The following is a 14,252-nucleotide window of genomic DNA, read 5'->3' on the forward strand; positions in this document are numbered from 1 at the left end:
TTAATCTTTTTTTGTTCCTTCAATTCCATAGGAACTTTGGACTTTTTTTCCTTCATCGTCAATAGAGTAAATAATGATTTTCTCATCTCCTTTTTCTATAATAACCTCAAAAGGCACAATATTTACTACCGTTATCTTTTCAGGAAAATTAAGACGAAGAGTATATCCCTCAGTAAATTTCTGATTTAAATAATCGACACTAATATTTATAGTTGGATTAGAATTATCTGTTGAAACTCTATTTAATGTTGTTCCAACTAATTTTGTTTTTAAAGGACTGATACCGTTTCTGAAAAGTTTATGTTCCAGCGCGTATCTAAACATATTTTCTTCAAGCGTTATAGGATTATGGTATGGTACTTTTTCTAAAACGGTTAATAAATATTTGGTATTGTAAATAGTGCCATCTACAGAAAAAGGATAAGACCAATGTGTAATGTTCTTATCTGTATAATAATCCCATTGGTAATAGCTACTTTTTTTTTCAATATAATTTGGAAACCCATCTATGTTATCACCAACATACATTCTGTAAGAAGTTGTATTAGGATTTTCTCTAAATACGGAAATAACATCACTATCTAAAATAACATCATCATAGAATACTCCGTCATCAGTATTAAACATAACAAAATCATGTTTGGTTTTTCTTAATAAATTTTGTAGAAGACCTTTAAAGTTATCTCCCTTTTTGTTTTTTAGATTTTTTTCCAGAAAAAAATTAAAATTCTTTTTACTATTAAAAGTTTTTAAAAAAGAAATATCAAACCAAACTTCCTTTCTTTCAACAAAGCTAATATTAGGATATGTCTTATATTTTTCTATTAATTTTTTATAACCTAAATGATGATCGCCCGTTGTATGATATAGAATAACGGTGCTGTAATCAGGTATCTTCAGCCTGTTTAGAATGGTGGATAGAAGATAGTCTACCTGCATTGCACGATTGTATGAAAAAATGATATTTAAAAGCATAAATATTTAATTAAGACCGTTAAACTAAATTTTTTTTACATTTGAAATTATATTGGGGAAAATAACACCTGGTGATTTTCTTATATCGCCGAATTGATTTCGAATTCCATTAATCTCAAAGCCAAACGATTCTGTTTTCAGTGCTATCTCAGAACGATTGATTCCCCAGAACATTTCAAAATAATAAGAATCTTCATTAAGAATATTGGGCTGAATTTCAAATACAAGCGAATATTCCCCAGTTTCACCGTTTTCACTTATAATAAATCCATTACTCAGAATTGTTACTTCGTGTGAATTTCTTAAATAAAAAGAAAGATCCAATGTCGAGTTCTGAACTTTACTCGAAAAAATAATTTCAAATTTAGCCCCAGAATTAATATTTAATACATTGCCATGTATCGGTTCAACGGTGTAAGACAATACTTTAATTTTGTCATTCTCTATTTTAAAATCATGTTCTGATGCATTATAATAAGAAAGATGTCCGCTTCTTTTTTGGTATTCAATAATACATTTGTCTTTATCTCCCTGCATCAAAACAGTACCTTTATCTAATAAAATTGCGCTGTTGCATAATTCATTAATAGCTGCCATGTTGTGACTTACAAAAAGAACGGTTCTGCCTTCACCTTTCGTAACATCGCCCATTTTTCCAAGGCATTTTTTCTGAAATTCAACATCGCCTACTGCAAGAACTTCATCTACAATTAAAATTTCCGATTCGAGATGTGCAGCAACTGCGAAAGCCAATCGCACATACATTCCTGAAGAATATCTTTTGACGGGAGTATCTATGTATCTCTCCACTCCTGAAAAATCAACTATCTCATCAAATTTTCGTGTAATTTCTTTTCTTGTCATCCCAAGAATCGCTCCGTTAAGGTAAACGTTTTCCCGACCCGTCATTTCCGGATGAAAACCTGTACCTACCTCCAAAAGAGAGGCAATTCTGCCATTGGTGTAAATTTTTCCGGTTGTGGGTTTTGTGACTTTACTTAAAAGTTTAAGAAGAGTGGATTTTCCGGCTCCATTTCTTCCGATGATTCCTACGGCATCACCCTGTTCAATTTCAAAATTGATATCACGTAGAGACCATACATAATCAGATTTTCCTTTTGCGGTTCTGTCATTTGCTTCACCAATTTTTAAATAAGGATCTTCCTTCCCTCTTACTTTATGCCAAAAACGGTTAAGGTCATGAGATAGAGTTCCTGTCCCGACTTGTCCGAGACGGTATTGTTTTGATATGTTTTCTGCTTTTAGAGCGAGCATATTTTCTTATGATTAAAAATGTTAAAAAGATTTTTAAACGGTATCCATAAAGGTCTTTTCAATCTTATTGAAAATTACAATACCTACAGCCAAGAGTATAAGGATGATTACTGAGCTGATTCCCAGCATTAATGGCGAAAAATCTCCAACGCCAAGCCAAGCATATTTAAAACACTCAAAGATTCCGGTTAAAGGATTATAAAAGGAAAGTTTTTTAAAACCACCAGGTAAAGCTGAGGTGGGATATATAACCGGCGTAGCATACATATATAAGCTTACTCCAAATCCCAGAAGCATTGTAAGGTCTTTATATTTCGTAGTGAGCGCTGAAAAGATCATTCCCACTCCCAAAGCAAATAATGCCATCAAAATAATTAAAAGAGGAGTTGCCAATACCCAAATGTTTGGATGTATTTCCCCTTTCGATAAATAATAACACCAGGCAATGATAAAAAGTAAAAACTGTACGCCGAAACGCATAAGATTTGAGATCACAATAGATAATGGAGTAACCAATCTTGGAAAATATACTTTTCCGAAAATACTGGCGTTGCCCACAAAAGTTGAGGATGTACCTAAAAGACAGGATGAAAAATAATTCCAAAGGGTAACTCCTGCGAGATAGAAAAGCAACTGTGGCGCTCCATCAGTCGGAAGGTTGGCTATTTTTCCAAAAATAACCAAATAAACAATTGTCGTTAAAATAGGATTAATGAAAAACCAGATTGGTCCTAAAATGGTTTGCTTGAAACTGGAAACAAAGTCTCTTTTTACAAACATATAGACAAGATCTTTGTACCGCCATACTTCTTTAAGCTTTAAGTCGAATAAAGAATGCTGGGTTTCAATAGTTTCTGTCCACTTTTGCTGTGGGTCATTCATCTGTGTAAAATTTTAATGCAAATTTATACTATTTAATTGATTCCCTTTTTTATTTATTATGAATTATTATTCATTTAAATTAAGAAAATATCAACTAATATATTAATATTTGTCGTTATGAACAAAAAACTATCAGCTATAAAGCCGATAGTTTTAAAATGTATTAATTTAGCCGATTATTTACTGACTAATTTTTTCAGGTACTCGCCATAACCACTTTTTCCGTATTTGGTTGCGGTTTCCAGTAATTTTTCTTCGTTGATGAATTTATTTCTGAAAGCAATTTCCTCAATGCAGCCGATTTTGAAGCCCTGTCTCTTTTCGATTACTCTTACAAATTCAGAAGCATCGTTTAAAGAATCAAAAGTTCCCGTATCCAGCCATGCTGTACCTCTGTCGAGGACACCAACTTCCAGTTTTCCTTTTTGAAGGTATACGTTATTTACATCAGTGATTTCCAGTTCTCCTCTCGCGGAGGGCTGAATGTTCTTTGCAATTTCAACCACTTCATTATCGTAAAAGTATAATCCGGGAACAGCGTAATTTGATTTCGGCTGTAAAGGTTTTTCCTCGATAGAAACAGCTTTAAGATGATCATCAAATTCTACAACACCATATCTTTCAGGATCTGAAACGTGGTAGGCAAAAACAACACCTCCATCAGGATTAGTCTTGTTTTTAAGCAAAGTTCCCATTTCTGAACCGTAAAAAATATTATCACCCAAAACCAAGGCGGCCGCATCATTTCCAATGAACTGATCTCCCAGAATAAAAGCCTGTGCAAGACCATCCGGACTTGGCTGAACCACATATTCTATATTGCAGCCAATCTGTGATCCGTCTCCTAATAGTTTTATAAAGCCTTCCTGATCGTGGGGCGTTGTAATAATTAAAATATCTTTAATTCCTGCTAATAGCAATGTAGAAAGAGGATAATAAATCATCGGTTTGTCGTAAACAGGCATTAACTGCTTGCTGACAGCGATGGTAAGAGGGTAGAGTCTGGTTCCGGAACCTCCGGCTAAAATGATACCTTTCATCGGTTAATCTGTGTTTAATTTTTAATGATACTGTTTTTCGTAGTATTTCTGGTAATCTCCGCTCGTTACGTGTTCCAGCCATTCTTTATTTTCAAGATACCAGTCAATGGTTTTTGCCAAACCTTCTTCGAAAGTTACAGACGGTTTCCATCCGAGATCAGAATTAAGTTTTGTAGCGTCAATAGCATATCTTTTATCGTGTCCCGGTCTGTCTTTTACAAAAGTGATTAATTTTTCAGAGTAGCCTTCTTCTCTGCCTAATTTAGCATCCGTTTGCCTGATTAACTCTTTCACTAAATCAATATTCTGCCACTCATTAAAGCCTCCGATATTGTATGTTTCTCCTGTTTTAGCTTCATTGAAGATCTGATGAATTCCTTTGGCATGATCGATGACGAATAACCAGTCTCTTGTATATTTCCCGTCACCGTAAATAGGCAAAGGTTTTTCGTTGATGATATTTGAAATACAAAGAGGAATCAGCTTTTCCGGAAAATGATTCGGACCGTAATTATTTGAGCAGTTTGAAATAATAAACGGCATTCCGTACGTATTTCCGTAAGCTCTTACCAAATGATCTGAAGCTGCTTTTGAAGCCGAATACGGAGACTGTGGATCATATGCTGTAGTTTCTAAGAAAAAACCTGTTTCGCCTAAACTTCCATATACTTCGTCTGTGGAAACGTGGTAGAAAAGATTCGTTCTCTTCTCATCCGGAAATCTTCCATGCGTATGATCCGGATTTAACGTCCAGAATTCCTTGCAAAGATTCAGGATATTGGCGGTTCCGTTCACGTTGGTATTAATAAATGCCATCGGATCTGTAATGCTTCGGTCTACATGACTTTCAGCCGCTAAATGCACAACAGCATCTGGATTGTACTTTTCAAAGACTTTTCTAAGTTCTTCAGGTTTTGTAATGTCGGCTTTTTCGAAAACGTAATTAGGTTCGTTTTCGATGTCCTTCAGGTTTTCCAGATTTCCTGCGTACGTAAGTGCATCAAGGTTGATGATCGTTGTTTCAGGATTATTTTTTACAAACTCTCTTACCACGTGCGAACCGATAAAGCCGGCTCCTCCCGTAATGATTATATTTTTCATTTTGCTGTTTTAAAAACAAAGTTTAGTGTCAAAGATATTAAAAGTATAATTAAAATAAGAAACGGACAGTACCAAACAAAAAAATCAATATGTTTATGGATGTGTGCGTGCTCTTTAAATAATATAAACCAACTGAAGGGTGCGGCAATGGAAAACCATGTTACAGCGGCCAACCTTCTTTCTCTCTTTTTTATAAATAATATCACAGAAGAAATAATTCCTGCAATAACAAGAATCAAAAAAGGAACCTTTACGAAAGTAAGATCTTCATTAATAAAAGAATTTCCCACGTATCTTGTAATAATGTCCAAATGGTATTTTTTCAGTTGATTCAGGTAGCTGAATTTTTCTTCGTAAAAGTAATCTCCGCTCGATCTTCTTGAGTAGGCGTCTGCTAAATGTAAGATCCCTGCTTTAAAGCTTCCTGCCAAAAGTTTAAATTGGTACAATTGAAATAAAACAGATAGTAACAGTGGAATTATTGTTATGATAAAATGCCTTTTGATGAACTGAACATAAAAAGAAAGTTTATTTTCGAATATATAATATAAATAAGGTATCGAAGAGCCTATCAGAAAGACGGTAATAAATTCAAAACCCGTAAACCAAAATTTTATGAAAAATAAGATTGAGAAAACGATGATATATCTTCTGAAATTCGCGGATTTATATTTTTCAAAAAAGAAAAGACCATACACAAAAGGTAAAAAGTAAACCCAGTTGCACCACCATGTACTCTTTCCGTAAAGAAAAATCCAGTAATTAACAAGAATCAGTAAAAAAGATATAACTGAAGTCATAATTCCAAATTTTCTTTTTACCCAGACTAAAAATAAGGCGAGAAGAATGCTTAATGATAAGGAATTAAACATTCTGAAAATTTCCAAATTTATTTTGTTATCTAAGTCGAAAACCTTATCAAAAATACTGTATAAAATTGCCTGACCGCCAATCTGTGACTTGTAGGCATCGTAACTGTATTTTGTTGGAATTTTATTGTTAATATAGGCTTCATAGGCTTTCTTTCCGCCGGTTTTTCTCCCCGAAATGTAATCTGAGTAATAGGTGCCGGTAAATCCACCGTCATCGAAAACCGATCCGTGTTGGGAATTTAAAAGTTTTCCTATAACCAGTGTTTCTGATTCTTCAAGCTTGCTGTATTTAAATTTTTCACGAGGGATCAGATGAAAAAGATTGAACTGGATATTCAGAAAAAAGATAATGGTGAAAAGAAGAAAAATAAATTTTTCTTTCATCGTGTTACTTTGTGTTGTTATATCTTACTTTAAAATTTTTTTTATCAATAATACTGATGTTGTCCAGAATAAGCCCTGTTGTAAATGCAAGCAAAGCGACGATCGTCAACATGATAGAAAATATCAGCGTAGGAACTTTGTAAACATATTTATATTCAAAATATTCTCTGATGGGAACAATCATAAAAATGATACCGATAATAAAAAGAATAATAGAAACGGAACCGAAAAATAAAAGCGGTTTGTACAGTCTTACCAAATTAAAAAACAGTTTGATAACTTTAAAACCATCAGTAAAAGTATTCAGTTTAGAAACACTCCCTTCAGGTCTGTCCCGATAATTAATAGAATATTCTTCAATTGTCAGTCCGTAATTTAAAGAATATACGGATAGATCTGTTTCCAGCTCAAAACCTTTTATCGAACTTGAATAATTTTTTACAAATTTTTTGGAGAAAATTCTGTAACCAGATAAAATATCCTTCAATTCAGATCCGAAAAAAACATTGATGAGATTTCTTACCAGATTGTTTCCGAAATTATGAAAAGCCCTTTTGTTTTCTTTTCTGTAACTGTTATTGGAAAGTCTGTCGCCTACTAACATATCGCAATTATTCTCAATAAACTGCTCCACCATTTCCTGAGCGCATTCTACAGGATAAGTATCGTCACCGTCTATCATAATGTAAAGATCCGCGTCTATTTCTCTGAACATTTTAAAGACAACATTTGCTTTTCCCTGACGTTTTTCCTGTCTTACAATAGCTCCGGCTTCTTTTGCGATGGCAATCGTTTCATCTTTGGAATTATTATCATATACATAAATATCTGCATTGGGAAGATATGTTTTAAAATCCCGAACCACTTTTCCAATGGTTAAAGCCTCATTATAGCAGGGAACAAGTACAGCTATTTTATGAGACTCCATTTGCAGAAACTGTTTTGCGTCCTATACTTTTATAATAAAAACCATTCTGCTCAGGAATTTCCAGCGGATACATATTTCGTCCGTCGAAAATTACCTTATTGTTCATTCTCTTTGCCATCAGTTCGAAATTCGGGTTTTTGAATTCCGGCCATTCTGTTGCAATAAACAAAGCATCTGCATTGTCCAGAGCTTCGTACATATTCTTTGCGTATTGGATTTTATCTCCTAACAACTTCTGAACATTATTTTCGGCAACCAGATCATAAGCAACAATTTTTGCCCCCTTTTCTAAAAGCAACGCAATATTATCTAATGAAGAAGCTTCACGAATATCATCGGTGTTCGCTTTGAAGGCTAATCCCCACATTGCGATCGTTTTTCCTTCGATATTTCCTCCAAAATACTTTTCAATCTCCGAAACAAGGATTACTTTTTGGGCAATATTTACATTTTCTGTCGCTTCTAAAATCTGAAAATTAAAATCTTCCTGCTTTCCGGATTTTATCAATGCTTTAACATCCTTCGGAAAACAGCTTCCTCCATATCCGATGCCCGGGAATAAAAACCGATGCCCGATTCTGTCGTCGCTTCCCATTCCAAGCCTTACTTTGTCTACATCAGCGCCTACTTTTTCACAGTAATTGGCAATTTCATTCATGAAAGTAATTTTTACTGCCAAGAATGAGTTAGCTGCATATTTTGTAAGTTCAGAAGATTTTTCGTCCATAAAAATAATAGGAACTCCGGTGTTGGTGAATGGCTGATAAATTTTAGCCATAATTTCCTGTGCTTTTTCGGAGCTTGCTCCTACAACTACCCTTGCCGGGTTCATAGAATCCTCTACGGCAAAACCTTCCCTTAAAAATTCAGGATTCGAAACCACATCAAAAGGAATCTGCGTTTTTGAAGCGATAACTTCACGAACTTTATCGGCTGTTCCTACGGGAACGGTACTTTTATTAACAATAACTTTGTATTCCGTCATCATTTCGCCAATATCGTTCGCCACTTTCAGCACATAGGAAAGATCGGCGGAACCATCTTCTCCGGGAGGAGTCGGTAAGGCTAAATAAATAACTTCACTCTTATCCAGAGCTTCTTTTAAATTGGTTGTGAAAAATAATCTTTCAGCCTGTATATTTCTCAGGAACATTTCTTCAAGATTCGGCTCATAGATGGGAACTACGCCGTTTTTCATACCTTCTACTTTTTTTTCATCAATATCTACACAGTATACTGAATTGCCAAGCTCTGCCAGAGTGGTTCCTGTAACCAGTCCTACATAACCTGTTCCTACAATAGTAATATTCAAAATGTATGTTTTTAAAAAATTCAACCACAAAAATACTAAAAATACTATCACGCCCGTCTTTAATTTCCGGTAAATGAGCAATACATATCCTGTTGATAATAAGATGTTTTGCTTTTTTAATAAAAATTCGTATATTTGCAGTGGATTTACGGAAAAAATGGGAAGGCCTTCGCAAGAAAGCCTTTTTTCGTACCGTACATCAGGATTTTATATATTTTATGGAGTTTAGAAAAAGAATTGAAGAATTATTACATGAATTCCTCGAGACCAGAAAAGATTTATTCCTAATCGATTTAAAGATTTCTGCGGGGGATGACATCACAGTGATTTTGGATGGTGACAACGGTGTTTCTTTACAGGACTGCCTTGATGCAAGCCGCGCGATAGAATTTAATATGGATCGCGAAGAACATGATTTCAGCTTGCAGGTAATGTCTGCGGGATTAAGCGAGCCTTTGGCAACTCCAAGACAGTTTGCAAAAAATCTCGGAAGAGAAATTGAGGTTTTACTGAATGACTCTACCAAAAGGGAAGGCGAACTGGCAAAAGTAGATGAAGAAAAGATTACACTCATCCTGCGTTACCGCAAGCCGAAAGACATCGGTAAAGGAAAAGTGGATGTGGAGGAGGAAAAAGAAATTCCGTACTCTGAGATTAAAAAGGCATTAGTAACAATTAAATTTTAAAAGAAAAAAGAATAAATGGACAATATAGCGTTGATTGAATCCTTCGGTGATTTTAAAGACGAAAAAGGGATCAGTAAGATTGATCTTATGGCAATTATTGAAGATTCTCTGAAGACTCTTTTGAGAAAAAGATATGATTCGGATGATCATTTTGATGTGATTGTAAACCCTGATAAAGGAGATTTTCAGATATTTTTAAATAAAACCATCGTGGAGGACGAAATGTCTGAAGATGATGATTTGGAAATCGAGATCTCTGAAGCTAAGAAAATCGATCCTACTTTTGAAGTGGGAGAAGATTTTACGATGGAAATTCCTGTTGCACAGTTGGGAAGAAGAAATATTCTTACCTTAAAGCAGATCTTGGCTACAAAATTGCAGGAGCACAACAATGCCATGTTGTACGAGCAGTTTAAAGACAGAATCGGGGAAATTGTAGTAGGAGAGATCCACCATATCCGTCATAAGCACGTGATTTTGCTGGATGATGAAGGGAACGAATTCATTTTGCCTAAAGAAAATCAGATTCCATCCGATTTCTTTAAAAAGGGTGAGAATATCAGAGCTATTGTTGAAACAGTAGATTTCAAAGGTTCAAAACCGCAGATTATTATTTCCAGAACTGCACCTAAATTCTTAGAAAAACTATTAGAGCTGGAAATCCCTGAAATTCAGGACGGAACTATTATGCTTAAGAAAGTAGTAAGAATTCCTGGAGAAAAGGCGAAGATTGCAGTAGATGCTTACGACGACAGAATAGATCCGGTAGGAGCTTGTGTAGGGGTAAAAGGATCCAGAATTCATGGAGTGGTAAGAGAGTTGAGAAATGAGAACATCGATGTTATTCAGTGGTCCAAAAACCCTGAGATTTTGGTGAAGAGAGCTTTAGGAAATGTTACCATCAATAAAATTGACATCAACGAGGAGCAGGAATACGCTTTAGTATACACTCCGGTTGAAGAGATTTCTAAGGTAATCGGAAAACAGGGTCAGAATATCAGACTTGCTTCTTGGTTGACAGGTTATGAGATTGATGTACACAGAGAATCCAGCGAAGATGATGATGTTGAGCTTACAGAGTTCAACGATGATATCGAGCAGTGGATTTTGGATGAATTTAAGAAAGTAGGTCTTACTACTGCAAAATCAGTTTTAGACAAGGAAACTGTAAGCTTACTGAATATGGTTGACCTTGAAGAGGAAACGATTGAAGAAGTGAAACGTATTCTGAGAGAAGAATTCGAAGATTAAGATTTGTAAATAAATTTTAATAAACAGTAAAAAAGAAATACTTTAATTTTAAGAATTAAAAAAAATAGTAAATAATATAGATGCCAAAAATTAGATTAAATAAAGCGGTTAAGGAATTCAATATTTCGATGTCCAGATTAGTAGAATTTTTACAGTCAAAGGGCATTGAGGTTGAAAGCAATCCTAACGCTCAATTAGAAGAAGCGGCATATTCTGCATTGGAGGCTGAGTTTGCCAAGGACGGCGAGCAACGTAAAGCTTCCCATGAGGTGGTAATCACGAAAGTTCCGGAAGAAAAGCTGGAAATTGAAGAAAAGAAAACCCCTGAAGTAATAAGAGCTAAAGCTAACAAACCGGAAACTAAAATTTTAGGTAAAATAGATTTAGAGCCTAAAAAGCTTGAAGTTGAAGAAGTTCCGGCTCCAAAACCACAACCTGTGGTGGAAGAGAAAAAAGAAGAAGTTGCACCTGCTCCTGAAGTAAAAGCAACTCCTGAAAAACAGGAATTTAAAGTTCTTGATAAAATAGATCTTTCCCAGATCGAATCCAGAAACAGACCTGTGAAAAAAGATAAACCAAAAGCGGAAGAGAAAAAAGAAGAAGAAAAACCTGTGGCTAAACCTACAGAAACTGTGAAGGAAGCTGCGCAGCCCGTTGTTGCTGAAAAACCGGTTGCAAAACCAGTTGAAGAAAAACCAGCTGAACCTGCAAAAGCAGAAGAGGAATCTCAGGAACCACAAAAAATTGAAACAGTTTATCAAAAACTTGATGGTCCTAAAATCGTTGGAGAAAAAATCGATTTAACTCAGTTTGCTCCTAAACCTGGAGCGGGAGCTAAAAAGAAAAGAAAGAGAATTGAGAAACCGGGCGGAGGAAATCAGCAGGGTGGAAACAATAATCAACAAGGAGGAAATAATCAGGGACAAGGAAACCGTCCTCAAGGACAGGGAGGTCAAGGTGGAAACCGTTTTGGAAATAACCAGGGCGGACAAGGAAACCGTCCACAAGGTCAGGGTGGACAAGGTGGAAACAGAGGTGGATTCAACAGAGGCGGACAAGGAAGTAACAGACCGGGTCAAAGAACAATGCCTGTTGAATTAACGGATGAACAAGTTAAAAACCAGATCAAGGAAACCCTTGAAAAATTAACCAATAAAGGAGGTAAATCTAAATCTGCAAAACACAGAAAAGATAAGAGAAACTTCCGTAGAGAGCAGGACGAACGTCAACAGGAAATTGATGCGGCAGACAGAACACTAAAAGTAACGGAATTCATCACGGTTGGTGAATTGGCAAGTTTAATGAATGTGTCTCCTACAGAAGTAATTTCTGCCTGTTTCTCATTAGGTGTAATGGTTACCATGAACCAAAGACTTGAAGCAGATACCTTATTGCTGGTAGCTGATGAATTTGGTTATAAAATAGAATTCTCTGATGCAGATCTTGAAGATTCAGATTCTGAAGATGAAATTGATAATGAAGAAGATCTTCTTCCAAGAGCTCCGATCGTAACGGTAATGGGTCACGTAGACCACGGTAAAACTTCATTACTGGATTACATTAGAAAAACCAATGTAATTGCTGGTGAATCAGGAGGGATTACTCAGCACATCGGTGCTTATAACGTGAAACTGGAAAATGGACAAAGAATTACATTCTTAGATACACCGGGTCACGAAGCCTTTACCGCGATGAGGGCGAGAGGTGCACAGGTTACCGATATTGCAATTATCGTAATTGCTGCGGATGATGATGTAATGCCTCAGACCAAAGAAGCAATCTCTCACGCACAGGCAGCAGGAGTTCCAATGATTATTGCAATCAATAAGGTTGATAAGCCGAATGCGAATCCTGATAACATCCGTCAGCAGCTTTCCGGAATGAATATTTTGGTAGAAGAATGGGGAGGAAATGTTCAGGCGCAGGAAATTTCAGCTAAATTTGGTAACAATGTCGATGTATTGCTTGAAAAAGTTTTATTACAGGCTGAATTACTTGAATTAAAGGCAAATCCTGATCGTGCTGCAAACGGAGTAGTTATTGAAGCTTCTCTGGATAAAGGTAGAGGTTATGTAGCAACTATGTTGGTACAAACCGGAACTTTAAGAGTTGGTGATTATGTGGTAGCTGGTAAAAACCATGGTAAAGTAAAAGCTTTGCTTGACGAAAGAGGTAAAAATCTTTCAGAAGCAGGTCCTTCAATCCCGGCAACTATTTTAGGTCTGGACGGAGCGCCAACAGCTGGAGACAAATTCCGTGTTTACGCTGATGAAAGTGAAGGTAAGGCGATTGCCAACAAGAGAGAGCAGCTTCAGAGAGAGCTTTCCATCAGAACCAAAAAACATACGACGCTTGAAGAATTGGGTAGACGTATTGCTTTAGGAGAATTCAAGGAATTGAATATTATCCTAAAAGGTGACGTGGATGGTTCGGTAGAAGCACTTTCTGATCAGTTACAGAGATTATCAACAGAAGAGATCAGCGTGAAAATCCTTCACTCAGGTGTTGGACAGATCACAGAATCTGATATCAACTTAGCGGCAGCATCTGATGCAATTATTATCGGATTCAACGTAAGAGCCGGAGCTAATGCAAAAGATCTTGCAGACCGTGAAGAAATTGAGATCAGAACCTATTCTGTAATCTACAAAGCGATTGATGAGGTAAAAGAAGCAATGGAAGGGATGCTTTCTCCTGAAATTCAGGAGCAGGTTATCGGTAATGTTGAGATTCGTGAAGTATTCAAAATTTCTAAAGTGGGAACCATTGCAGGTTGTATGGTTCTTACCGGAAAAGTTACCAGACAGTCTAAGGTACGTTTGCTAAGAGATGGTATCGTGAAATTCGATGGTGAACTTGAAAGTTTAAAACGTTTCAAAGATGATGTAAAAGAAGTAACAAAAGGTTACGAATGCGGATTGAACCTGAAAGGCTACAATGATATTGAACAGGGCGACATTCTTGAAGTTTATGAAGAAGTTGCTGTGAAGAAGAAGTTGAAGTAATCATATAATTTATTTAAAAAGAAAATAATCCAGTTCAAATTGAGCTGGATTATTTTGGTTTAATAGTCAAAAATAGTTGGTAAAATTCATCGTACTGCCGATTGTTACTGATGATATATAAAGTTTATTGAACTTTGTTTCAATAAACTTTTTTTATGGCTGAAAATTCAAAAAAAATCGTTGCTGGAGTTGCAAAAGTCTGGATGTGATTTCTTGGGGAAAGCAAAACGGAAAGCGTCGTTTTAAATGTAAAAACTGTGGAATTTATTTTACTTCGGAGAATAAGTCTGTGGGGCTAAAAAACAAAGAAATTTGGTTCAAAAAATGGATTGTTGGGAAACAGACTTATGAGCAGATTTCAGCAGAATCTGGATATTCGGTAAGTACTCTTCAACGGTATTTTAACGTGAATTCGGAGAAAAACATGAGGTGCTTAATGTCTAAAATTAATATTTTAGAATTGCACAAATACTAAAACACCTCATGAAAAACAAAGATATGCTTTTTGACGAAAATCTATTGATAGAAATCTTCATCAAAG

11 protein-coding genes and 1 pseudogene are annotated in these 14,252 nt (G+C 35.7%); 4 read left to right on the plus strand and 8 right to left on the minus strand.

Annotated features, from left to right (window positions below; genetic code table 11):
* The 8 genes from B0E34_RS08800 to B0E34_RS08835 form a co-directional block, all read right to left on the minus strand.
* Entirely contained in the window at positions 1 to 975 is a 975-nt protein-coding gene (locus tag B0E34_RS08800; RefSeq protein ID WP_123956585.1) for a hypothetical protein, read from the minus strand.
* A gap of 24 nt (positions 976 to 999) precedes the next feature.
* On the minus strand, positions 1,000 to 2,250 hold the full coding sequence (locus B0E34_RS08805) for an ABC transporter ATP-binding protein (RefSeq protein ID WP_087708771.1): 1,251 nt from the start codon (positions 2,248 to 2,250) through the stop codon (positions 1,000 to 1,002).
* Positions 2,251 to 2,283: 33 nt separating this feature from the next.
* The gene (locus B0E34_RS08810; RefSeq protein ID WP_087708772.1) at positions 2,284 to 3,132 is read right to left on the minus strand and encodes an ABC transporter permease; all 849 of its coding nucleotides are present in this window, start codon (positions 3,130 to 3,132) and stop codon (positions 2,284 to 2,286) included.
* 176 nt (positions 3,133 to 3,308) lie between these two features.
* A complete protein-coding gene (rfbA, locus tag B0E34_RS08815; protein WP_087708774.1) occupies positions 3,309 to 4,172 on the minus strand; it encodes a glucose-1-phosphate thymidylyltransferase RfbA in 864 nt (287 codons plus the stop codon).
* Between the two features lie 21 nt (positions 4,173 to 4,193).
* Positions 4,194 to 5,273 carry a dTDP-glucose 4,6-dehydratase gene (gene rfbB / locus B0E34_RS08820; RefSeq protein ID WP_087708776.1) on the minus strand — a complete coding sequence of 360 codons (1,080 nt, stop codon included), beginning with the start codon at positions 5,271 to 5,273 and terminating at the stop codon, positions 4,194 to 4,196.
* Positions 5,270 to 6,529: a hypothetical protein gene (locus B0E34_RS08825; protein ID WP_087708778.1), complete on the minus strand. Its 1,260-nt coding sequence runs from the start codon at positions 6,527 to 6,529 to the stop codon at positions 5,270 to 5,272. The genes rfbB and B0E34_RS08825 overlap by 4 nt, the downstream gene beginning before the upstream one ends.
* Positions 6,530 to 6,533: 4 nt before the next feature.
* On the minus strand, positions 6,534 to 7,457 hold the full coding sequence (locus tag B0E34_RS08830) for a glycosyltransferase family 2 protein (RefSeq protein ID WP_087708779.1): 924 nt from the start codon (positions 7,455 to 7,457) through the stop codon (positions 6,534 to 6,536).
* On the minus strand, positions 7,444 to 8,769 hold the full coding sequence (locus tag B0E34_RS08835) for a UDP-glucose dehydrogenase family protein (RefSeq protein ID WP_087708801.1): 1,326 nt from the start codon (positions 8,767 to 8,769) through the stop codon (positions 7,444 to 7,446). The genes B0E34_RS08830 and B0E34_RS08835 overlap by 14 nt, the downstream gene beginning before the upstream one ends.
* 218 nt (positions 8,770 to 8,987) lie before the next feature.
* Between B0E34_RS08835 and rimP the strand changes: the two genes are divergently transcribed.
* The 4 genes and pseudogenes from rimP to B0E34_RS22505 all read left to right on the plus strand — a co-directional run.
* Positions 8,988 to 9,455, plus strand: a complete 468-nt coding sequence (gene rimP / locus B0E34_RS08840; RefSeq protein ID WP_087708781.1) for a ribosome assembly cofactor RimP — start codon at positions 8,988 to 8,990, stop codon at positions 9,453 to 9,455.
* A 15-nt stretch (positions 9,456 to 9,470) separates the two neighbouring features.
* Entirely contained in the window at positions 9,471 to 10,706 is a 1,236-nt protein-coding gene (nusA, locus tag B0E34_RS08845; protein ID WP_076391760.1) for a transcription termination factor NusA, read from the plus strand.
* An 80-nt stretch (positions 10,707 to 10,786) separates the two neighbouring features.
* Complete coding sequence (infB, locus tag B0E34_RS08850) at positions 10,787 to 13,711, plus strand: translation initiation factor IF-2 (RefSeq protein ID WP_087708783.1); 2,925 nt, start codon at positions 10,787 to 10,789, stop codon at positions 13,709 to 13,711.
* Positions 13,712 to 13,901: 190 nt separating this feature from the next.
* Positions 13,902 to 14,186: pseudogene (locus B0E34_RS22505) on the plus strand (IS1/IS1595 family N-terminal zinc-binding domain-containing protein); the annotation flags it as partial.
* Between the last annotated feature and the right edge of the window lie 66 nt (positions 14,187 to 14,252).

The sequence above is a fragment of the Chryseobacterium mucoviscidosis genome (assembly GCF_002177115.1).
In the GTDB taxonomy this organism is placed as follows: domain Bacteria; phylum Bacteroidota; class Bacteroidia; order Flavobacteriales; family Weeksellaceae; genus Chryseobacterium; species Chryseobacterium mucoviscidosis.